The 20493-nt window shown below is 68.3% G+C and carries 23 protein-coding genes; 11 read left to right on the plus strand and 12 right to left on the minus strand.

Annotated features, from left to right (window positions below; genetic code table 11):
* The first annotated feature begins 61 nt into the window (after positions 1–61).
* The 6 genes from BLR21_RS08990 (at position 62) to BLR21_RS09015 (ending at position 5265) form a co-directional block, all read left to right on the plus strand.
* Positions 62–442, plus strand: a complete 381-nt coding sequence (locus BLR21_RS08990) for a GntR family transcriptional regulator (RefSeq protein WP_090005347.1) — start codon at positions 62–64, stop codon at positions 440–442.
* Positions 439–1233 (plus strand): ATP-binding cassette domain-containing protein, encoded by a 795-nt coding sequence (locus tag BLR21_RS08995; protein ID WP_090005348.1) that lies wholly within the window; start codon positions 439–441, stop codon positions 1231–1233. Before BLR21_RS08990 ends, BLR21_RS08995 begins: the two co-directional genes overlap by 4 nt.
* The gene (locus BLR21_RS09000; RefSeq protein WP_090005349.1) at positions 1230–2288 is read left to right on the plus strand and encodes a hypothetical protein; all 1059 of its coding nucleotides are present in this window, start codon (positions 1230–1232) and stop codon (positions 2286–2288) included. The genes BLR21_RS08995 and BLR21_RS09000 overlap by 4 nt, the downstream gene beginning before the upstream one ends.
* A gap of 62 nt (positions 2289–2350) precedes the next feature.
* Positions 2351–3538, plus strand: a complete 1188-nt coding sequence (locus BLR21_RS09005) for a 5-(carboxyamino)imidazole ribonucleotide synthase (protein ID WP_090005350.1) — start codon at positions 2351–2353, stop codon at positions 3536–3538.
* Entirely contained in the window at positions 3535–4023 is a 489-nt protein-coding gene (purE, locus tag BLR21_RS09010; RefSeq protein WP_256334572.1) for a 5-(carboxyamino)imidazole ribonucleotide mutase, read from the plus strand. Before BLR21_RS09005 ends, purE begins: the two co-directional genes overlap by 4 nt.
* Before the next feature lie 78 nt (positions 4024–4101).
* On the plus strand, positions 4102–5265 hold the full coding sequence (locus tag BLR21_RS09015) for an acyl-CoA dehydrogenase (RefSeq protein WP_090005351.1): 1164 nt from the start codon (positions 4102–4104) through the stop codon (positions 5263–5265).
* On the opposite strand, the gene BLR21_RS09020 is transcribed toward BLR21_RS09015, so the two are convergent.
* The 5 genes from BLR21_RS09020 to BLR21_RS09040 form a co-directional block, all read right to left on the minus strand.
* Positions 5255–5950: a hypothetical protein gene (locus BLR21_RS09020; protein ID WP_090005352.1), complete on the minus strand. Its 696-nt coding sequence runs from the start codon at positions 5948–5950 to the stop codon at positions 5255–5257. The two genes, BLR21_RS09015 and BLR21_RS09020, sit on opposite strands and share 11 nt — an antisense overlap.
* Positions 5951–5953: 3 nt before the next feature.
* Complete coding sequence (locus BLR21_RS09025) at positions 5954–6718, minus strand: GntR family transcriptional regulator (RefSeq protein ID WP_090005353.1); 765 nt, start codon at positions 6716–6718, stop codon at positions 5954–5956.
* A gap of 107 nt (positions 6719–6825) precedes the next feature.
* Positions 6826–7182 carry a hypothetical protein gene (locus tag BLR21_RS09030; protein WP_090005354.1) on the minus strand — a complete coding sequence of 119 codons (357 nt, stop codon included), beginning with the start codon at positions 7180–7182 and terminating at the stop codon, positions 6826–6828.
* 91 nt (positions 7183–7273) lie between these two features.
* Positions 7274–7753, minus strand: coding sequence for an SRPBCC family protein (locus BLR21_RS09035; protein WP_090005355.1), 480 nt, complete (start codon positions 7751–7753; stop codon positions 7274–7276).
* On the minus strand, positions 7750–8076 hold the full coding sequence (locus BLR21_RS09040; RefSeq protein WP_090005356.1) for an ArsR/SmtB family transcription factor: 327 nt from the start codon (positions 8074–8076) through the stop codon (positions 7750–7752). The genes BLR21_RS09035 and BLR21_RS09040 overlap by 4 nt, the downstream gene beginning before the upstream one ends.
* 124 nt (positions 8077–8200) lie before the next feature.
* Between BLR21_RS09040 and BLR21_RS09045 the strand changes: the two genes are divergently transcribed.
* Entirely contained in the window at positions 8201–8962 is a 762-nt protein-coding gene (locus tag BLR21_RS09045; protein WP_090005357.1) for an META domain-containing protein, read from the plus strand.
* An 8-nt stretch (positions 8963–8970) separates the two neighbouring features.
* Positions 8971–9744 (plus strand): META domain-containing protein, encoded by a 774-nt coding sequence (locus BLR21_RS09050; protein WP_090005358.1) that lies wholly within the window; start codon positions 8971–8973, stop codon positions 9742–9744.
* A 45-nt stretch (positions 9745–9789) separates the two neighbouring features.
* Here the strand turns inward: BLR21_RS09050 and BLR21_RS09055 are convergent, their stop codons facing one another.
* Positions 9790–9975 carry a hypothetical protein gene (locus BLR21_RS09055; protein WP_090005359.1) on the minus strand — a complete coding sequence of 62 codons (186 nt, stop codon included), beginning with the start codon at positions 9973–9975 and terminating at the stop codon, positions 9790–9792.
* Positions 9976–10137: 162 nt separating this feature from the next.
* Positions 10138–10644 carry a hypothetical protein gene (locus tag BLR21_RS09060; RefSeq protein ID WP_090005360.1) on the minus strand — a complete coding sequence of 169 codons (507 nt, stop codon included), beginning with the start codon at positions 10642–10644 and terminating at the stop codon, positions 10138–10140.
* Positions 10645–10805: 161 nt separating this feature from the next.
* Here BLR21_RS09060 and BLR21_RS09065 point away from each other — a divergent pair, with 161 nt between their 5' ends.
* Positions 10806–11222 (plus strand): DoxX family protein, encoded by a 417-nt coding sequence (locus tag BLR21_RS09065; RefSeq protein ID WP_090005361.1) that lies wholly within the window; start codon positions 10806–10808, stop codon positions 11220–11222.
* Here BLR21_RS09065 and BLR21_RS09070 read toward each other — a convergent pair.
* The 3 genes from BLR21_RS09070 to BLR21_RS09080 form a co-directional block, all read right to left on the minus strand.
* On the minus strand, positions 11203–11889 hold the full coding sequence (locus tag BLR21_RS09070; protein ID WP_090005362.1) for a TIGR03089 family protein: 687 nt from the start codon (positions 11887–11889) through the stop codon (positions 11203–11205). The genes BLR21_RS09065 and BLR21_RS09070 overlap by 20 nt on opposite strands.
* A gap of 9 nt (positions 11890–11898) precedes the next feature.
* Positions 11899–13035, minus strand: coding sequence for an LCP family protein (locus BLR21_RS09075; protein WP_256334573.1), 1137 nt, complete (start codon positions 13033–13035; stop codon positions 11899–11901).
* A gap of 120 nt (positions 13036–13155) precedes the next feature.
* The gene (locus tag BLR21_RS09080; RefSeq protein WP_256334574.1) at positions 13156–14712 is read right to left on the minus strand and encodes an LCP family protein; all 1557 of its coding nucleotides are present in this window, start codon (positions 14710–14712) and stop codon (positions 13156–13158) included.
* 108 nt (positions 14713–14820) lie between these two features.
* Between BLR21_RS09080 and rfbB the strand changes: the two genes are divergently transcribed.
* Both rfbB and rfbD read left to right on the plus strand, forming a co-directional pair.
* The gene (gene rfbB, locus BLR21_RS09085; RefSeq protein WP_090005365.1) at positions 14821–15807 is read left to right on the plus strand and encodes a dTDP-glucose 4,6-dehydratase; all 987 of its coding nucleotides are present in this window, start codon (positions 14821–14823) and stop codon (positions 15805–15807) included.
* Between the two features lie 4 nt (positions 15808–15811).
* Positions 15812–16660: a dTDP-4-dehydrorhamnose reductase gene (gene rfbD, locus BLR21_RS09090; RefSeq protein ID WP_090005366.1), complete on the plus strand. Its 849-nt coding sequence runs from the start codon at positions 15812–15814 to the stop codon at positions 16658–16660.
* A gap of 237 nt (positions 16661–16897) precedes the next feature.
* On the opposite strand, the gene BLR21_RS09095 is transcribed toward rfbD, so the two are convergent.
* Together BLR21_RS09095 and BLR21_RS09100 are read right to left on the minus strand one after the other, a co-directional pair.
* Positions 16898–18004 carry a glycosyltransferase family 4 protein gene (locus BLR21_RS09095; RefSeq protein ID WP_176929545.1) on the minus strand — a complete coding sequence of 369 codons (1107 nt, stop codon included), beginning with the start codon at positions 18002–18004 and terminating at the stop codon, positions 16898–16900.
* Entirely contained in the window at positions 18005–20491 is a 2487-nt protein-coding gene (locus BLR21_RS09100) for a glycosyltransferase (protein WP_256334575.1), read from the minus strand.
* Between the last annotated feature and the right edge of the window lie 2 nt (positions 20492–20493).

Raw genomic sequence — 20493 nt, forward strand, 5'->3', positions numbered from 1 at the left:
TCCCAACACTCCCAGAAGTGTTCTATTGTGCTAGCTCACTAGAACAATCTGGGGAGCGTGCGTGGTCGAGTTCCACGTTGACCGCGGCAGCGGGTTTCCCGCGTACCTGCAGCTGGGGCAGCAGGTCAGGGAGGCTCTGAGGCTCGGCTGGTTGCAGCCGGGTGATCGGCTGCCGACGGTCCGCGACGTCGTCGCCACGAGCGGCGTGAACGCGAACACCGTGCTCAAGGCCTACCGCGAGCTGGAGCTCGCCGGCCTCGTCGAAGCCCGTCAGGGCTCCGGCACCTTCGTCAAGGCCACCTTGGGGTCCGCCGCCCCCGAGGACCTGGACCCGTTGCGCGCCAAGCTCGCCACGTGGGTCGCGGAGGCACGCTCCGCCGGGTTGGAGGACGAGGACATCCACGCGCTGATGCGCGAGGTGCTGAGTGGGGGAGCGCAATGAGCGTGGTCGCGGCCGAAGTGTCGAAGTGGGCGTTGCGGAACGTCTCCTTCGAGCTGCCGCCGGGAAGTGTCACGGCGATGGTCGGGGCCAACGGCTCCGGCAAGTCGACGCTGCTCAACGTGCTGGCCGGGCACCTGCCACCGGACTCGGGTCACTCGTCGATCGCGGGCCGGGTGGCGTACGTGCCGCAGCACAAGCCGATGTACAGGTCGTTCAAGGTCGCGGACGTGCTGCAGTTCGGCCGCCGCATGAACGACGTCTGGGACGACGAACGCGCCGACGAGTGGCTCACCCGGTTCAAGGTGCCGCGCAGGCTCCAGATCGGTGACCTGTCCGGCGGCCAGCGCACGCACGTGACGCTCGCGCTGGCGCTGGGCTCTCGCCCGGACGTCATGCTGCTGGACGAGCCACTGTCCGAACTGGACCCTCTCGCGCGCCACAAGGTCATGCGGGAGTTGCTGACCGAGGTCAACGACAAAGGCATGACGCTGGTCTTCTCCACGCACGTCGTCGCCGAGATCGGTGGCGTGGCCGACCGGTTGCTGCTGCTGTCCGGCGGACGGCTGCTGGTGAACGGTGACACGGACGAGCTGCTGGAAGAGCACGTCCTCTACACCGGCCCGCACGCCTCGAAATCACCCGTGGAGGGGCCCGTGGTGCTCGCGAAGCACGGCAGATCGCAGTCGTCGTACCTGGTGCGTTCTGGCGGCACGCGGATCGACGAGCCGTGGACCGCGCGGTACGTGACGCTGGAGGAGCTGGTCGTGGCGCACCTGGAGCGTGCGGCGTGAAACTGGACTCGATCATCTGGCTGACCTGGCGTCAGCACCGCTGGCCCATCATCGGCGTCACCGCCGTCGCCCTGCTCGCCGTGTACGGCCTCGTCTCGACGGAGTACGAGGGCGGGGCGGTCACGATGCCGATCGTCGGCTTCTACGCCCTCATGGTGCAGCTCGGGTTCGGCGGCGTGATCGGCATGTTCTGGGGCGCGCCGCTCATCGCCCGTGAGCTGGAGGAACGTACCTACTTCGTGGCCTGGGGCCAGGACGTCACGCCCGTGCAGTGGTTGCGCGGCAAGCTGCTCGTGTTCGGCGTCCTGGCCGTCCTGCTGGGCGCGCTCGTCGGAACCGGCGACGGTTACGTCGGCACGAGGAGGTCGTGGTCCTCGTTCGAGGCCAACCCGCTCGTGCAGGCCGGTTACGCCGTCCTCGGGCTGGCGGTCGGCGTGCTCGTCGGCCTGCTGACCAGGCACGTCATGACAGCGGTCGCGGGCACCCTGGTGTTCTTCATGCTCGCGCGCGTCCTCGTGTCCGTGGTGGCGCGCGACTACTACCTGCCGCCGGAACGCGTGATCGTGCGCTGGGAGAACACCCCTGTCGTGCCGGACCGCGGACTTGAGCTCGGCAACGGCTTCGTCGGCCCCGACTTCGAACCGGTGAGCGTGCTGGACAAGTGCATGCAGGCGATCAACACGAACACCTGCATGCGCAACGAGCAGGCCGCCATCGGCACGTACGTCGAATACCAGCCGGTCGAGCGGATCGCGACGTTCCAGATCATCGAGTTCGTCATTTGTGCGCTGCTGGCGTTGGGGCTGTTCCTGCTCGTGTTCCGGTTGATGCGGCACGGCGGCGGGTGGAAGCCCTCCCGCTCGCACCGCCGCATCGGGAAGCCGTCGCAGGTCGCCGCTTCCGCTCCGGCCGCGGTCCTGGTCGGAGCGGCGGTCGAGTCCGCCCCCACGCCCGCGGTCGATCCGGGGGCCGAGCCTGCGCCTGCCGAGAAGCCGGAGTCCGCTTCGGGTGAGGAGAGCGCGTCGGATTCCACCGCCACCAAGGCCGAGGGGTAGTGCGGGCGCGAGCTGGGCGTGGTGGTGGGTGTCGCTGTAGCCGCAGGTAGAATGCCTGAACCGTGGACTCTCGTACCCGTCTCCCCGTCGTCGGAATGATCGGCGGCGGGCAGCTCGCCCGCATGACGCACCAGGCCGCGATCCCGCTCGGGCAGTCGCTGCGCGTGCTCGCAGTCTCCGAGAACGACCCTGCCGCGCTCGTCGCGCGGGAGGTGGTGCTCGGCAAGCACACCGACCTCGAAGCGCTGCGCTCGTTCGCCAAGGGCTGCGAGGTGGTCACGTTCGACCACGAGCACGTGCCTCAGGAGCACCTGCGCGCGCTGGTCGCCGAGGGCGTGAAGGTGCATCCCGGCCCGGACGCGCTGCAGTTCGCGCAGGACAAGCTGAAGATGCGCGTGCGGCTGGCCGAGCTGGGCCTGCCGGTGCCGCCGTTCACCGAGGTGCACGAGGTTCGCGACGTGCTGCGCTTCGGTGCGGAGCACGGCTGGCCGTGCGTGCTGAAGGCGATCCGCGGCGGCTACGACGGGCGTGGCGTGTGGATGCTGAACACCCCGCAGAGCGCCGAGCGGGTCGTCCCCGAGCTGCTGGAGTCCGGCACGCCGTTGATGGTCGAGCAGTGCGTGCCGATGCGCCGCGAGCTGGCGGCCGTCGTGGCGCGCTCGCCGTTCGGGCAGGGCGCGGCGTGGCCGGTCGTCGAGACCGTGCAGTCCGACGGCATCTGCGTCGAGGTGCTGGCACCCGCGCCCGCGCTGGACGGAGCCGGGGCCCAGGAGCTGGCGCTGAAGGTCGCCGACGCGCTGGGCGTCGTGGGCGTGCTGGCCGTCGAGCTGTTCGAGACCGCGACCGGCGTGGTCGTGAACGAGCTCGCGATGCGCCCGCACAACTCCGGCCACTGGTCGATCGAGGGTGCCCGCACGTCGCAGTTCGAGCAGCACCTGCGCGCCGTCCTCGACTACCCGCTCGGCCGCACCGACCTGATGGCGCCGGCCGTCGTGATGGCGAACGTCCTCGGGGCTTCAGATGTGCCTGCGATGGGTCCGGACGAGCGCGTGCACCACCTGTTCGCCCGGTACCCGGACGTGCACGTGCACCTGTACGGCAAGGAGGAACGGCCGGGCCGCAAGATCGGGCACGTGACGTTCCTCGGCAACGACATGCCCGAGGTCCGCCGGCGCGCGCGGCTCGCCGCCGACTGGCTGTCCACGGGCGTTTGGTCAGACGGATACGACATTCACGGGAGCGCGGAGTGACTCAGGTTGGCGTGATCATGGGCAGCGACTCGGACTGGCCGGTGATGAAGGCGGCCACCGAAGCGCTCGCCGAGTTCGACGTGCCGTTCGAGGTGAGTGTCGTCTCCGCGCACCGCACCCCGCAGCGCATGCTCGACTACGCGACGTCGGCCGCGTCCCGCGGCCTGCGAGTGATCATCGCGGGTGCGGGCGGCGCCGCCCACCTGCCCGGCATGGTCGCCTCCGCCACCGTGCTCCCGGTGATCGGCGTTCCGGTGCCGTTGAAGTACCTCGACGGCATGGACTCGCTGCTGTCGATCGTGCAGATGCCCGCGGGCGTCCCGGTCGCCACGGTCTCAGTCGGTGGCGCGCGCAACGCCGGCCTGCTGGCCGTCCGCATGCTGGCCTCCTCGGATGCCGGGTTGCAGGAGCGCATGGCCCGCTTCCAGGCAGAACTCGAGCAGCTCGTACTAGACAAGGACGCGGCCCTGCAGAAGTCCCTCTGAGTGCTCAACAGCACAGCGGCGCCCGACGTGAACGAGCGCTAACATCGTGCCGAGTACTCGCTACTGGGAGGTAATAAGGTGAACCCGAGCTTCGGCACCTATCAGCTCGCCGAGGAGCACGAGGCGCTGCGAGAGGCCGTCCGCTCGCTCGCCGAGAAGGAGATCAAGCCGTACGCGGCCGAGGTCGACGAGAACGAGCGCTTCCCGGTAGAGGCACACAACGCCCTGGTCAAGGCAGGCTTCGCGGCCGTCCACGTGCCCGAGGACTACGACGGCCAGGGCGCCGACTCCGTCGCCACGTGCATCGTCATCGAGGAAGTGGCCCGCGTCTGCGCGTCGTCCTCGCTGATCCCGGCGGTGAACAAGCTCGGCACCATGCCGATCCTGCTCGCGGCCTCCGACGAGCTCAAGCAGCTGGTCATGCCGTCCATCGCCTCGGGCGAGGCCATGGCGTCGTACGCACTGTCCGAACGCGAAGCGGGCTCCGACACCGCCTCGATGCGCACCAGGGCCCTGCTGGACGGCGACCACTGGGTGCTCAACGGCACCAAGTGCTGGATCACCAACGCAGGCGAGTCCACCTGGTACACCGTCATGGCCGTGACGGACCCGCAGGCACCGAAGAAGTCGCAGGGCATCTCGGCGTTCGTCGTGCACAAGGACGACGAGGGCTTCTCGGTGGGCCCCAAGGAACGCAAGCTCGGCATCAAGGGCTCGCCGACCCGCGAGATCTACTTCGAGAACTGCACGATCCCCGCCAACCGCATCATCGGCGAGCCGGGCACAGGCCTGAAGACCGCTCTGCGCACCCTGGACCACACCCGCCCGACCATCGGCGCCCAGGCAGTGGGCATCGCCCAGGGCGCACTGGAAGCCGCGGTCGCGTACGTCAAGGACCGCAAGCAGTTCGGAAAGTCCATTTCGGACTTCCAGGGCGTCCAGTTCATGCTCGCCGACATGGCGATGAAGATCGAGGCAGCCCGCCACATGGTCTACGTGGCGGCCGCCAAGGCGGAGCGCGGCGAGCCGAACATCGGCTTCATCACCGCCGCCGCCAAGTGCTTCGCCTCCGACGTGGCCATGGAGGTCACGACGGACGCGGTGCAGCTCTTCGGCGGCGCCGGCTACACGCGCGACTTCCCGGTCGAGCGGATGATGCGGGACGCGAAGATCACGCAGATCTACGAGGGCACGAACCAGGTGCAGCGCGTGGTCATGTCGCGCGCCGTGCTCAACGGCTGAGGCTTCGAGTCATCGTCCCGCTCACCTCTTCGAGCGGGACGATGACGCAGCCGCGCAGCTCGCGGATCAGCGCAGAGGCAAGAACCCGACGCACCGCAGGATCGTCGAAGGCGAAGTTCCCTGCCTTGGCGGCTGTAGGCGCCAGCACGCTCTGCCTGTAGAACACGCCCCGGACACCGACGACCGGGCAGTCCCTCACGCGGACCGTCACAGCTCCCCGTTGCAGCGCAGGGCACATGCGCCTCGCGATCGGTACGCACGGCACGCACACCGGCGGCTCCACCGAAGCCATCCCGTTCGGCCACTGTGGCCAGTCGTCGCGGCAATCTCGTTGCAGCCACAGGACACCGTCGTCATTCCGGTCCGCCGACCCGCCACAAACCTGACACAGCAACAGTTCCATTGCCCGCCGCTGGCGTGACGGATGAACCCTGGCGAACTCGGGTCGTCCGATTCGGTGCCGCAGTGCGGTCTGGCGCCACAACACACCGTGCCGATCGCGGTCGCTCAGCAGTTCGTTGGCGTACCCGATGCTGTGGTCAGGCCGCTCCACCAGGACACACGGCAGATCCTGTTCGGCGCTCCACGCGGTGATGTACGGCGCGATGATGCTCGACATGCGACGCCCAATCTCTATATAGAACTTGGCTTCGCCAGTGAAGCGCAGTTCTATATAGAAGCGCAAGTGTCAGTCCTGCGACGTGAACTTGTACTCGAGGATGTACGCCGCCGAGTCGAGGACCATCTCGTTGACCTCGACTGGCTGGTCATCGGCCGTGTACGCCGTTCGCACGATCAAGATGATCGGCGTGTCCTGGGTGATGTCGAGAGCCTTGCGCTCGGCTTCGCGCGGCATGCGGATCCGCAACTCTTCGCGGAATCTGACCGGCTCGTAGCCCAGATCCCTGAGCCTGGCGTAGGCACCGCCCTCGCCCGTGTTGATCTCGCTGATCGCGGATCCCGCGACCAGTGCTTCCGGGTAGTAGGACGTCGCGAGCTGCACAGGCTTGTCGTCGACCATGTAGGTACGGCGCCGGACGACCACGCGTGCGCCCTTGTCGAGGCCGAGCACCTCGGCAACAGAGGTGGGCGGCAGCTCAACGTCGACAGCGACGTTCTCTGTCCTCGGGCGTGTGCCGACGTCAGTCGCCCAGATCGGCTGGCCCGAGCCCCACGAGTTGCTCGCCCGCAACCGGTCCGGCGACACGCGCCTGATCGGCTTGAACTCGCGAACGAACGTTCCCGACCCTCGCTTCGCGACGATCAGGCCTTCGGTCTTCAGCACATCGAGAGCATGGCGTGCGGTCAGTTTCGCGACGCCGTATCGGCTCGTGAGGTCGTTCTCGCCCGGTACCTTGCTGCCGGGCGGCAGCTCGCCGGAGTCGATCTGCCGCCGGAGGTCGTCCGCGATCTCGCGATAGCCAACCCGCCCTGGCTGGGCGTTGTCGGTCACGAGCTACCTCCTCGGCGGGTGCTTGGTTCTGTACCGCACCAAGCTACCCGGAGTGAGCGAGGCAGCAGCGAAGCAGGCCGATCAGCCGCGAGTTCGTGCCTGCGCGATCACACGGCCACGCAGGTGCCGATCGCCTCCCCCACAGCCCCCTTGGCACCCAGCACGCAGGGCGAGGCGGCGGTCAGCGACTTGTCGGCGAGCTGCTGCGAGAACGCGATGGCCACGTTCGCCATCCGCGTCAAACTGCCGCTGTCCCTGGCCGCCTTCACCGCCGCGGAACGGGCTTCCTCGGTCGTGCAGGACAGGTCCGTGCCGAACTTGTCGACGCGCGGCAGCCACAGGGCCTTCGTGCCGGACGCGCACGGGGTGATTTCCCAGCGGGTGCCCGGGGCTGCGTGAGCGAGGGGAGCGGACAGCACGGCGAAGCCGAGCATGATGGCCAGAGCCACGAAGAAACGTCCCATGCGCCCGAAGGTAACCACGAGTCCGCAACCCGACCGGGGGAAACGGTGCCACAAAAGGTGATTACGCAGGGAGAACAGCCACAGTGGACTGTCAGAGGGATGCCAGGATCTCGCCCAGGCGCTCGTAGCTGCGGCCCGCGCCGTCCGACATGCCGGACGCCAGCACCGCGTCCCGTGCTTCCTGTGACACCAGGCGCATTGTGGTGGTCATCGTCGTGCGGCCGTCCTCCTCGACGAGTGAGACCGTCGTGATGGCCGGCGGGTTGTCCTCGAAGATCTCCGTGTTCACAAGGCGCGAGTGTGGGGTGACCTCGGTGTATTCGCCGTGCATCTCGAACGCGCCGGAGCCGTCCGGCTGCGCCCAGCCGTAGCGCCACTTGCCGCCCACGCGCAGGTCGACCTCGCAGATCGGCATCTCCCAGCCGTCCGGGCCGAGCAGCCAGCGGCGCAGCAACGAAGGCGTCGTGAAAGCCTTCCACACCAACGAAGCGGGCGCGTCGAACCTGCGCGACATCGCGATCTCGGTGTCGGACGGGAGGGTGACGGTCGTGCCGAACTTCACCGTGGTCATTTCTCGTTCTCCTTCATCTCGGTCAAGAGTGCGTCCAGGCGTGCGTAGCTCGCATCCCAGAAGCGGCGGTAGTTCTCAGCCCACACGGCGACCTCCTCCAGCGGTGTCGCGTCGAGCCGGCAGGGACGCCACTGGGCCTCCCTGCCGCGGGTGATCAGGCCTGCCTTCTCCAGCACGCGCAGGTGTTTGGAGATCGCCGGGCCGCTGATGTCGAACGGCTCGGAGAGCTCCTTCACCGTTGCCGGGCCCTCGGTGAGCCGCGCGAGGATCGCCCGGCGGGTCGGGTCCGCCAGTGCGGCGAAGGTGGAGCTCAGCTGGTCCATCACGTACCTAACCACTTGGTTATCTAACCTCTGGGTTAAGTAGAGCGCCGGCCGCGTCTACTGTCAACCCCCAGGAGCCTCGCCTTCGGGCAACCCCAACGCCACGACGTTCCGTCCTACCGGCATGAGCTACCGAATCGCGCTCGCCGTCCTGCTCCTGGCCGTCACCACGGCCTGTGGCAGCCCCTCCGCGGGCCAGGGCGCCGACCTGCGGGGCAAGGTGTACGTCTCGTCCTCCGTGACCGAACAGGGCAAGCCGCGCGCCATGGTCGAGGGCACGCGGGTGGAACTGCGGTTCACCGACGACGGCAGGCTCATGGCCAACGCCGGCTGCAACCAGATGCAGGGCCCGGTGCAGGTCGACGACGGCAGGCTCGCCGTCGGCGAACTCGGCATGACCGCGATGGGCTGCCCCAAACCCGAACTGCACCAGCAGGACGAGTGGCTGTCGAAGCTGCTCGGCGCGACGCCGTCCTGGAAGCTCGACGGCGCGAACCTCGTGATCACCGGCTCGAACTCGGAGATCGTGCTCGCGCCGGAACAGCCCGCCACCCTGGAGGGCATCTGGACCGTCAACAGCCTCGTCACCCAGGACGCCGTCTCGTCCGTACCTGAGGGGGTGAAGGTCACGATCACCTTCAAGGGCGGCAACATGCTCGTGGACACCGGCTGCAACCTGAACGGCGCCGAAACGCCGTACGTGCTGGACGGCCAGACGATCAAGGCCAAGCTGGGAGCGAGCACCCTGAGGTCATGCGGCCCGGTGGACGAGGTGGAGAACGCCGTCCGTGCGACGTTCGAGAACGGCGAGGCCACCCACGAGATCGATCGCGCCACGCTGAGCCTGACGAACGCGTCCGGCGCGGGCCTGAAACTCGGGAAGTAGGGCCGCACATGGGTTCCCGGCTGCTCATCGCCGTCGTCCTGCTCGTCACCGCATGTGGATCCGCTGGGGGAGGAGGGAACGGCGTGCAGGGCAAGGTGTTCACGTCCACGTCCGTCACCGAACAGGGCCAGCCGCGCACCCTGGTCGCAGGCACGAAGGTGGAACTGAGGTTCACCGCCCGCAGCAGGCTGCTCGCCAACGTCGGCTGCAACCAGATGCAGGGCCCGGTGCAGCTCGACGACGGCAAGCTCACGGTGACCGACCTCAGCACCACCGACATGGCCTGCCCCGCCCAGGGCCTGCATGAGCAGGACGAGTGGCTGTCCAAGCTGCTCAGCGGGAAGCCGTCCTGGAGGCTCGACGGCTCGAACCTCGTGCTCACCGGAGCGAACGCCGAGATCGTGCTCGCGCTGGAACCCCAGGCACCGCTGGAAGGCGTCACCTGGACCGTCGAAGGCATCATCAAGAACGACGTCGTGTCGTCGGTGCCGGACGGCGTGACGGGCACGATCTCCTTCAAGAACGGCTTCATCTACGTGCAGGGCGGCTGCAACAGCGGGTCGACCGACGTCACGGGCGCCGAGAAGTACGAAGTGGACGGTCAGAGGATCACGTTCGACAGCAGCCTCGTCATGACCGCGATGATGTGCGGGGAGGACAAGATGAAGGTGGACGGCGCCATCCGCGACACGCTCGAACTGGGCGAGGTCACCTTCGAGATCGACCGCGACACCATGACTCTGATGAACGCCGAAGGGTCCGGCCTGAAGCTCCGGAAATGACGGAACCGGGCCGGGCGGAGTGCCCGGCCCGGTTCGCAGGGTGAATCAGTTGCCGTCGCGCTTGCGGACGGCCTCGACCCGGCGGGCCTGGGTCGTCTCGAAGCGCGTGGCGTCTTCCGTGCTGATCTCCACTACCTCGTGGCCGTCCCGGCCCATCCTGATGCGATCCGGCAGGTCGGTGCAGTCCCCGTCGAGGCTGGTGGTGAACCCCTCGGGGAACTCACCACCCACGAGCCGTCGACCGCGAAGTAGCTGAGGAACCGCGATGGCCAGGACATACAGGTACTACGCGCTGATCGGCTACCACTCGTGCATCCCCAGGAACCACTATGTGGCACGCGTTGTTCAACACTCATCACACCTGGCCTGTGCAACTGCGTCAGCTGCGACGAGTCACGACTCCGCCTGCCGGCGCAGCTCCTCCTCGACCCGCTTCGCTTGGATCGCTTCGAAGCGCTTGCCGTCCTCCGCGCTGATCGGGACGGCGTCGTAGTACTCGCGCCCCGAGTCGATGCGGTACAGCAGATCCGTCCGCAACCACGTCAGCCTGACGCCGAAAAACTGGTCGTACTCGCCGCCAGAGCGCACGACGGTGTACGGATTGTCCACTGTGTCCGAACGGCTGACGATCGCGAAGTACGAGCGGTTCTTCCAGCTGCGCTCCTCTTCCTCGACCCGCTTCGCCTGGATCGTCTCGAAGCGCTTGCCCTCCTTCTCGCTGATCGGCACGACATCGTCATAACCGCGCATGGAGTCGGTGCGCTGCAGCAGATCGGTCTGCTCCCACCGCAGCCTGGTGGAGAAGACCTCGTCGTGTTCGCCACCCGTGCGCACGACGGTGAACGGGTTCTTCACCGTGTCCCACTGGCCCACGAGCGCGAAGTAGGCGTACTGACCCATCGAACCCCCCGGAAACCGTCCCTGTACATGTACCAGACCTGCGAACCTAACGACTCGCTGTTGGCTTCCTGTCGAAACCATGAGGTTGTTCAAACCTGTACTAGTTTGGCCTCGAGGCTGAACGACCTACAGCCGAACGACCGCATCGGGGAGCAAACATCATGGTCAAGGACGTCGCCGCACTCATCGGGCGCATCGCCGTCGGCATCGTGTTCGTCGCGCACGGCTGGCAGAAGTTCACCGAGTTCGGCATGGCCGGCACCGCCGGGTCGTTCGACAAGATGGGCGTGCCGCTGCCGTCGTTGTCCGCGTGGTTCGCCGCGTCCGTCGAGCTCGCCGGTGGCCTCGCGCTGATCGCCGGGGTGGCGTTGCCGATCGCCGGCATCCTGCTCGCCGTCGACATGCTCGGTGCGTGGCTGCTCGTCCACCTGCCGAACGGCCTGCTCGGCGAGGGTGGTGCGGAACTGGTGATCGTGCTCGGCGCCGCCGCTCTCGCGCTCGGCTTCAACGGTGGCGCCTACGCGCTGGACCGCGTGCTGTTCAAGAACAACAAGGTGCTCAACCCAGCTGCCGCGTGACCTTCTCGCTCTCCCGGCGCGCGGCCAGCAGGCCCGCGTCGGGATTGCTCACCTGCACGAGTGAGCCACCGGCCGCGAGCACGGCCAGAAAGCCTTCCAGCACAGCGGAAGGCGAGTCCCACTCCAGAGTGGACAGCACGCGCGGTTCAGTGCCGAGCGCGGTGCCCAGTTCGCGGGCCTGGGCGACGACTTCATCCACAGTGGACTCGTCGAGTGCCGGCGTCGAGCCCGCGACCGGTGCCCACGGCATGAAGTCGTCGCCGTGCACGCGCACGTCGTCGGCGTAGTCGACCGGCGCGCCGGAGCCCAATCCCATGGGGTGCAACGAGGCCACGGCCACGACGTCCGCGTCCGCCGTGCCGCCGGGCGGCACCACGGCCACCTTCGCAGCGGAGAAGCCCGCACTGACCACGCGGGCGCCGCACCACCAGGCGCCGAGCAGCAGGCCCACGGTCTGCCAGTGTGCGGGCAGCAGCACCGCCACCGGGTCACCGGGCTCGACGTCGTGCTCGTCGCGCAGCCAGTTCGCCGTCTTCGCGGCCCAGTTCTTCACCGTCGCCCGCGAGAGCTCGATCCGCGTGCCCGCCGCGTCGTCGTAGTGCGTGATCAGCGGACGACCCGGATCGGCCTTCAGCAAGGGCGTGAAGAGGATCTCGGTCACGCTCACTCGGCACTCCTAGTCAACGCAGGGCACATCCTGTCGGGCGGCTGCGACAGCGTGGCCGTCCAGCGAGAGCAGCTTTTCAGGACCGAACCGCGACGGAGTACTCGGGGTCGTCGGCGAGGGAGCGGGCTTCGGGGTCTCGCCGATCTGCTGAGCCACCCACGCCTTCACCGCCTCGCGGTCGACCGTCACGATGCTCTGCCCGCGCTCGTTGCGGGCGTCGATGCTCGTCACCGGGATCGTGGCGAACTCCACGTTGCCCGTCGCGAGGCCCTGCGCCTGCGTCGCCAGCGTCGCGAGGTCGAGCTTCTGGTCCACGACGACGGACTTCGAGATCGCGTCGAGCAGCCCGCTCATCTTGCCCGGATCGGTGAACGTGCCCGCCGACAGCAACTGCTTCATCGCCTGCGACATGAACACCTGCTGCCGCGCGATGCGACCCAGGTCACCACCGGGCATGTTCCGCTGCCGCACGAACGACAGCGCGTCGCCGCCCGAGATCGTCTGCTGGCCCGCGCGGAAGTTCGCGCCGGAGTTCGGGTCCGACGTGCCCGCCTTCAGGCACACCTGCACGCCGCCGATCACCTCGGTCAGCAGGTAGAAGCCGTAGAGGTTGATCTCCGCGTAGTGGTCGACGCGCATTCCCGTCAGGTCCTGCACCGCCTGCACCAGCGCCTTGCGCCCGGCCTCGTCCGACTGGCGCTCGCGTTCCTGCTGATCGCTCACGCCCTCGGCCTGCAGCCGTTCGGCGGTCAGGTACTTGACCGCGCCGTACGCGGAATTGATCTTGTCCTCGCGGTAGCCGGCGATCGGGACGTACGTGTCGCGCGGAATCGAGATCGCGCTCGCCTTGCCGCCGTTGCGGGGCACGCGCATCACGATGATCGTGTCCGTGTTCACCGTGTCGGTGCCCTCGGTGCGCAGCTTGCGCAGCACGTCCGCGGGAAGTGGCCGGCCCTGCGCGTCCGTCCGGCTGTCGCTGCCCACCAGCAGGATGTCGATCGCTCCGTCCTCGACCGGCGGCGAGTTCGGGATGTCCTCCAGCACCTGGAGGATCTGCGTGGTGTTGGTGTTCTGCTTCACCAGCCGCAGCGCGGTCCAGAAGTAACCGGAGAACACCAACGTCGTCACGGCCAGTAGCGCGATCACCGTACGGCCTGTGACCCGTGCGGTTTTCTTCGCGCGTGCGGCAGTGCTCAACGTCTGACCCTCCGTGGACTGGACTTGCGTGCTCAGCGTAACTATCGGAAGAGCGTTACGCCGGGGGTTTCAGTTCACGCAGACCAGTCCGCCCGCCGTGATCGGCGGGGTGCTGCTGGAACTCGCGGCCGTCGACGTGCCGGGAACGCCCTGCGGATCGACGTTCGAGTCGTCCTGCGCCTCGTAGTCGCCGCCGACGAAGACCTGGATCTGTCCCTTTCGGACGGACGGGTCCTCCTCGACGCCGACGCCGGGGCCGAGTTCCGCGGCGACCTTGCGGGCGGAGCCCTCCTCGCCGGCCGCGTACCGCACGACCGTGGTGTCGCTGTTCTGTGTGGCCGACGCCACCGGGCCGCGTTGGAAACCCTTGGCCGTCAACGTGTTCATCACCCGCGACGCGAGATTCTGCACACCCGCCGCGTTGTAGACGGCCACGGTGATCGCGGAGTTCGGCGGCGCGGGCAGGCTCGTGCCCGTCGTCGGCGGGGTGCTCGACGTGCTCTTGTCCGCGGCCAGGCCGGTGAGGAACCTGCGGACCTCCGCCGGGTTCACCGGCAGCACGTTGCCGTCGCTGTACGTGTCCGTCGGGTCGCCCACCGGAATGGTCTTGAACTCGAAGTTGCCGCCCACGAGGCCCTGCATCTGCTCGGCGAACGTGGTGATGTCCCAGCCGGAGCTGAGGATCACGGACTTCTGCACGGCCTCGACGAGCCCGTTGAGCTTGCTCGTGTCGGTCAGCGTGCCGGTCGACAGCACCTTCTTCGCGAGGGCCCCGATGAACACCTGCTGGCGCACGATCCGGTCGAGGTCGCCGCCGGGGAGGTTCTGGCGCTGCCGCACGAACGACAGCGCCGCCGCACCCTCGATCGTCTGCCGGCCCGCCTGGAAGTTCGCACCGGAGTCGCGGTCGGAGGTGGGCTCGTTCAGGCACACCTCGACGCCGCCGATGGCCTTGGTGACCTCGTAGAAGCTGGCGAGGTTGACCTCGGCGTACCGATCGACGCGCACCGCGCCGCCGGACATGCCCTCGATCGTCTTGATCAGCGTCTTGCGGCCGGCGGCCATCGACTCGGTGCGGATGCGTGCCTCGTCCGTCACGCCCTGTGCACGCAGCTCCTGGTCGACCGTGTTGCGCTGGCGGGCGAACGCGGAGTTGAGCTTGTGCTTGCCGAACCCGTCCGCGATCTCGACGTAGGCGTCACGCGGGAACGAGATCGCGACCGCGCGCGTCCCGTCGACCGGGATGTGCACGAGGATCATCGTGTCGGTGTTCTGCTCGCCGTCGGGGATGCCGCCGTTGAGCAGGGCCAGCACCTCGTCCGACAGCGGGTTGCCCTGCGCGTCCGTGCGGCTGTCCATGCCGACCAGCAGGATGTCGACCGCGCCGTCGAGCGGCTTGGGCCCCTGCTTGGTGAGCTCGTCCGAGATGACCTCGGTCTTCACGATCCCCTCGTTCGCCGTGCGCAGCTTGTTCCAGCCGTACGACGTGACGAGAAGCACAGCTGTCGAGACGAGGGCCACGAAGATCTTCCCTGTCACCAGGAAAGCGCGAAGGGCCGCCGATGGCCGGTTTCCGGCCACACCGACGCGCAGACTCCTGCCTTCCACAGCCGTTTCCTCCCCCACCACACTAAGTTTAGTCGTTTATAAGTCACACGACGTGACGTTGCTGTGGGTTGCAGCGATCAGGTAGGTGACAGACTGCTGCCGGGATACACCACGGGAGGAAATGGCATGCGCGTACTGGTGACAGGTGGGGCCGGTTTCATCGGCTCGCACTACGTGCGGGAGTTGGTGAGCGGGTCCTACCCGGCGTTCGCCGGTGCCGAAGTCGTGGTGCTCGACAAGCTCACCTACGCGGGCAGCGAGACCAACCTCGCGCCGGTCGCGGGCAAGTTCGAGTTCGTCCAGGGCGACATCTGCGACGCCGATGTGGTCGCCGAGCAGATGCGCGGCATCGACGTGGTCGTGCACTTCGCGGCTGAATCGCACGTGGACCGGTCCATCACGGGTTCGGCGGACTTCGTCCTCACGAACGTCCTGGGCACGCAGACGCTGCTGCAGGGGGCCCTGAACGCGGGCGTGGGCAAGTTCGTGCACGTCTCGACGGACGAGGTCTACGGCTCGATCGAGGACGGCTCCTGGACCGAGACGCACATCCTCGAACCGAACTCGCCGTACTCGGCCTCCAAGGCCTCTTCCGATCTGCTTGCCCGTGCGTTCCATCGCACTCACGGACTGCCCGTGAGTATCACTCGGTGTTCGAACAACTACGGGCCGTACCAGTTTCCCGAAAAGGTGATCCCGCTCTTCGTCACCAATCTGATCGACGGCAGGAACGTGCCTCTCTACGGCGACGGCCTGAACGTCCGTGACTGGCTGCACGTGGCCGACCACTGCCGCGGCATCCAGCTCGTCGCCGAGGGCGGCCGGCCGGGCGAGATCTACAACATCGGCGGCGGCACCGAGCTCACCAACCGCGAGCTGACCGAGAAGCTGCTGGAGGCGACGGGCCGCGACTGGTCGGCCGTCGAGCCCGTGCAGGACCGCAAGGGCCACGACCGCCGCTACTCGGTCGACATCTCCAAGATCGCTTCCGAACTCGGCTACGCGCCGCAGGTCGACTTCACCGTCGGTCTCGCCGACACCGTCGAGTGGTACCGCGAAAACCGTGCCTGGTGGGAGCCGCTCAAGGAGCGCGCCGCGCTGGTGAAAGGCTGATCCGATGATCCTCGTTCCCGGTGGTCGTGGCCAGCTCGGCCACGACCTCGCTGCTCTGTCCAGTGACGTCCGCGCGGTGTCCTCTGCCGAACTCGACGTGACGAAGGTGACGGCCGCCGCCCTGGCCGGTGCCTCCGCGGTGATCAACTGCGCCGCGTACACCGCCGTCGACGCGGCCGAGACCGACGAGGAGCGCGCCTTCGAGGTCAACGCCGTCGGCCCCGGTCTGCTGGCGCAGGCGTGCGCTTCCCTTGGCATTCCGATGATCCAGGTCTCGACGGACTACGTGTTCTCCGGCGACGGCGAGCGGCCGTACGAGACGACGGACCCGGTCGGCCCGAAATCCGCGTACGGCCGCACGAAGCTCGAAGGCGAACGCCGCGTGCTGGATGCGGGCGGGTACGTCGTGCGCACGTCGTGGGTGTACGGCGTGCACGGCTCGAACTTCGTGAAGACCATGGCAGCGCTGGAGTCCTCGCGACCTTCTCTGTCCGTTGTGGACGACCAGGTCGGCTCGCCGACGTGGTCGCACGACCTGGCCGCCGGACTTCTGGAGCTGGCCTCGGTACTGCCCTCCGAGCGGTTGCTGCACGCCACCGGCGGCGGTGAGACGACGTGGTTCCGTTTCGCACAGGCGATTTTCGAGGAGCTCGGCGCCGACCCCGCGCGCGTTCAGCCCTGCACCACGGCGGACTTCCCGCGCCCCGCACCGCGACCCGCCTACTCGGTGCTGTCGGGCGCGGCGTGGGCAGCGGCCGGACTACGTCCTTTGCCGCACTGGCGCAGCGCCCTTTCGGAGGCATTCCGGGCAGGGGTGGTAGCTCCCCGTACCGGTGCTGCGCCATTGGAGTGACCGGTCTGGCACGGTAGTTCCAAATGCGGGACCCTATTCGGCATGTTCGATTCCGGGCGCACACCGCAGCGTCCCGCGACAGAGGATTCCGATCGGCAGCGCTTCCTGAAGTGCGTTGCCGTTGTCACGGGTTCGCGGCAGGTGTCGATGAATCAGCTCGACAAGCGTTCACCGAGGCCGCACTCTCGGTGAAGCCGTTGGGGCGTCAGGGTTTCCTGACGCCCTCCAGCACGCACGTCAGGCCCGGCTGAGCCGGTACGCCTCGACCGTCTTCTCCGCGCACCGCCGCCAGGTGAACCCGGACGCGTACGCACGCCGTTCGGACTGCGCCTCGGGGGTGGTCGGCGCCGCGACGGCCTGAGCCAGGCCGTCGGCCAGGGCCTCCACGTCTCCGACCGGCACGTGCAGCGCGTGCCCACCGGCGACCTCGCGCAACGCGGGCACGTCCGAGCACACCACAGGAACGTTGCAGGCCAACGCTTCCAGCACCGGCAGCCCGAAACCCTCGTCCCGCGACGGCAGCACCAGAGCCGTCGCGCCGGCCACCACCGACCGCAGGTGCACGTCCGGCAGGTAGCCGGTCCGCAGCACCCGGCCGTCCACGCCGGCCCGGCCCGGTCCGACGATGACGAGCGGCGGCAGCGACGGATCGGACGCGTGCGCCTTGATCAGGTATTCGAGGCCCTTGCGCGGCCCGTCCGCACCCACGAACAGCAGGTACTCCGAACCCAGCCCCAGCCGGCCGCGCAACGTCGGCGACGGCGGCCGCGAGGCGAACCAGGCGGTGTCGACGCCCAGCGGCGTCACCATGATCTTTTCCAGCGGCACGGAGAACCGGTCCGCCACAACGGAGGCGACCGCCGCCGTCGGCGTGCAGATCACGTCCGCCCGTTGAGCCGAAAGCCGGACCAGTTCAGGCAACCGGCGGTCCGACGGCGGGAGGTCACCGGGCGCGTCCAGGAACGCCAGGTCGTGGATCGTGACGACCTGGCCGGCCCGGATCGTCGGCGGCAGCACGAAGTTCGTGGCGTGCATGACATCGGTGAACCCTGCCAGCATCTCGACCGGCGGGAACGGGGCGCGCAGCCACATCTGGCGCAACGCCCGTGCCGAGACGGGCAGGCCGCGCGCCGTCACGTCGTGCGGCAGCACCGTCCGCAACGCGCGCCAGCCGCGCAGGGTGAACGCCACCGCCCGCACGTCGACGTAGTCCGCCATCGACGCCAGTTCTTCGGCCAGTGCCGCTGTGTAGCGGCCGATTCCGGTGCGGTTGCCGAGCAGGGGGGTGCCGTCGAGCAGCACCCTGAGAGGCTTGTGTTCTCGGGATTTGCGGGATCTCGCCATTTACCTGCCACCACGCGCGATTTTCCGCAGACGCCCCGTCGCCCGCTTGGCCAACTCGGTCGGGCCACCCGCGTCCAGGTACTCGCGCACCAGCAGCAGGTCCCGCTTCACCTTGTCCCCCGTGCTCAGCTCCGGTGTGCGCACCATGGGAGCCGAGCCGGGCAGACGGTCCGCGGCGGGCCTGGGGTTGCGGCAGAACTCGGCCAGTGGCGCGAGTGCCGTCTCCCAGGTGAACCGTTCGCGTACGACGGCGATGCGCTCGCGGCACGCGGCCGCGAACTCCTCGTCGTAGAGCACCTTCTCCAGCGCGTCGGCCAGTGCCTCCGGGTCCTCCGGTGGCACGACGACGCCCAAACCCTCCCGCAGCACCAGGTCCGCGAACGAGTCGCCGGACGTGGTGACGATCGGCAGTCCCGCCCACAGGTAGTCGAGCACCCGTGTGCGGAACGCGAACGTGGTCTCCACGTGTTCGTAGTGCGTGGTGACACCGCAGTTCGCGTCGAGCAGCCAGTTCTGCCGCTCGGTGTAGGGCACCCACCCGTCGTTGAAGAACACGGTCTCGCCGGTCAGCCCCAACCGGGCGGACAACGCCCGCGTCTGGCCGGCGATGTCCATGTCCGGGACCTCGGGGTTCGGGTGCTTCATGCCCAGGAAGTACAGCTTCGCGGACGGCTGCCGCCGGCGCAGGTGGTCCATCGCCTCGATCAGCGACAGCGGGTCGAACCAGCTGTAGACGCCACCGGCCCAGATCACGACCTTGTCCGCGTCCGTGACACCCGGCACGACGCCCTTGATCGCCGGGCCGGTGCGCTGCGGCGGCTTGCCCGACAGTCCGAAGGGGACGATCCCGAGCAGCGACTGCGTCGTCGGGTCGTTGTCGTACAACGTCGGCGTGAGCCTGCCCAGCGCGGCCAGGTGACCCAGCCAGAAGTGCCGCTGCCGTTCCGACGCGCACAGGAAGAAGTCGCCGCGTTCGAGCTGCGTGTTGAGCACCTTCGTGACGGCCGCCAGGTCGAGGGCGCGCCTGTCGTCCGGCTTGTCCTTGCCCTGTTCCAGCAGTTCCAGGTGCATCGGGTCGTACATGTCGCAGACCACGATCTTGGTCGACGACAGCTTCTTCAGCTCCGCGACCATCTCCAGCGCGTGCCCCTGCAGTACCACCACGTCCGCCCAGGCGACGTGCGGCGGCAGTTCCTTCGGCCGGGCGCGCTCGATGCCGAACGGTGCGTCGGGCGGCGCGCACAGCGGGTTCGTCGTCACCAGCCGCACCTGGTGCTCGCCGGACAGCACGTCGGCCATGTGCCAGGCCCGGATCGCGGGACCCGCCATCCGGTCCGAGATCGCGTCGCCGGTGATCACCAGGATCTTGCGCGGCTTGCCGAACACGTCGTCGAGACCGAGGACGTCCACCAGGATGTCGTGCGCGGCGAGGTAGCGCGGCAGGGGATAGGCGGGCTCCAACGCCTTGCGCATCAACGGAACGATGTCGGTGTCCGACAACCGGCGGGCGGCCTGCTCGATCTTGCGCGACTCGGCCAGCGACGGCATCAGCTCGACGAACTGGTCGATCGCGAGGAACCCGGCGAGCGCCTGGCGCGACATCCCGACGGGCTCGCGGTCGGCAGCGGGGTCGGCCGGGCGGCGGGTGATCTCCAGCTGCGTGGGGTCGATCTCACCGCGCGCCGTCGCCCGGCGCACGCACAGCGCGAGCGCGGCCGGCAGCACCTTGGCCAGCGTCTCGTCCGAGAAGTTCTTGTACAGCGACATGAGCGCGTTGCGCTCCAGCAGGTACAGCTCGCGGCTGTGGTCGATCGAGCTCATCGACGCGTGGTGGCGGTGGAACGTGAGCGACGCCGGTTCGTAGCGGACCCGCCAGCCGCGCAGGTTGAGCCGCCAGCCGAGGTCGACGTCCTCGTAGAACATGAAGAACCGGTCGTCGAACCCGCCGAGCTCCCGGTAGACCTCGGCCCGTACGAACAGCGCCGAGCCGGTGCCGAACAGCACGTCCTTGGGGCCGTCGTGGCTGCCGTCGTCGTCCTGCCCGGCGTGCCGCTTGTAACCCATGCCGAACCAGGTCAGCCCGCCGTCGACGAAGTCGATCTTCTCGCCGTCCCAGTCGAGGACCTTGCTCGCGACCGAGGCGACCGCCGGTTCGGTGTGGAAGACCCTGATCGCGGCCTTGATCCAGTTCCGGTCCGCGCGGGCGTCGTTGTTGAGGAACGCGAGCACCCCGCCCGTGGCGTGCTCGACGCCGAGGTTGCAGCCGCCCGCGAAGCCGAGGTTCTCCGGCGAGGTGACGATCTTGACGCCGGGCAGCGCGGCCTGTAGCCGTGCGGTGTCGTGCGCCTCGTTGTCGACGACGATCACCTGGAGCAGCTCCGCCGGGTAGTCGACGTCGGCCAGTCCGCGCACGCAGGTGATGGTGTCGTCCGCACCGCGGTAGTTGACGACGACGACGGACACGACGGGCAGTGAGGCTCGATCCACGC

The organism is Lentzea albidocapillata subsp. violacea (genome assembly GCF_900100275.1).
In the GTDB taxonomy this organism is placed as follows: domain Bacteria; phylum Actinomycetota; class Actinomycetes; order Mycobacteriales; family Pseudonocardiaceae; genus Lentzea; species Lentzea violacea.

Excerpts from the sequence above, each read along its gene's own strand:
- BLR21_RS09095 (WP_176929545.1), bottom strand. The coding sequence starts at position 18,004 with ATGGCGAGATCCCGCAAATCCCGAGAACACAAGCCTCTCAGGGTGCTG.
- rfbB (WP_090005365.1), top strand. The coding sequence starts at position 14,821 with ATGCGCGTACTGGTGACAGGTGGGGCCGGTTTCATCGGCTCGCACTAC.
- BLR21_RS09065 (WP_090005361.1), top strand. The coding sequence starts at position 10,806 with ATGGTCAAGGACGTCGCCGCACTCATCGGGCGCATCGCCGTCGGCATC.
- BLR21_RS09050 (WP_090005358.1), top strand. The coding sequence starts at position 8,971 with ATGGGTTCCCGGCTGCTCATCGCCGTCGTCCTGCTCGTCACCGCATGT.
- BLR21_RS09040 (WP_090005356.1), bottom strand. The coding sequence starts at position 8,076 with ATGGACCAGCTGAGCTCCACCTTCGCCGCACTGGCGGACCCGACCCGC.
- BLR21_RS09035 (WP_090005355.1), bottom strand. The coding sequence starts at position 7,753 with ATGACCACGGTGAAGTTCGGCACGACCGTCACCCTCCCGTCCGACACC.
- BLR21_RS09030 (WP_090005354.1), bottom strand. The coding sequence starts at position 7,182 with ATGGGACGTTTCTTCGTGGCTCTGGCCATCATGCTCGGCTTCGCCGTG.
- BLR21_RS09045 (WP_090005357.1), top strand. The coding sequence starts at position 8,201 with ATGAGCTACCGAATCGCGCTCGCCGTCCTGCTCCTGGCCGTCACCACG.
- BLR21_RS09060 (WP_090005360.1), bottom strand. The coding sequence starts at position 10,644 with ATGGGTCAGTACGCCTACTTCGCGCTCGTGGGCCAGTGGGACACGGTG.
- BLR21_RS08995 (WP_090005348.1), top strand. The coding sequence starts at position 439 with ATGAGCGTGGTCGCGGCCGAAGTGTCGAAGTGGGCGTTGCGGAACGTC.
- rfbD (WP_090005366.1), top strand. The coding sequence starts at position 15,812 with ATGATCCTCGTTCCCGGTGGTCGTGGCCAGCTCGGCCACGACCTCGCT.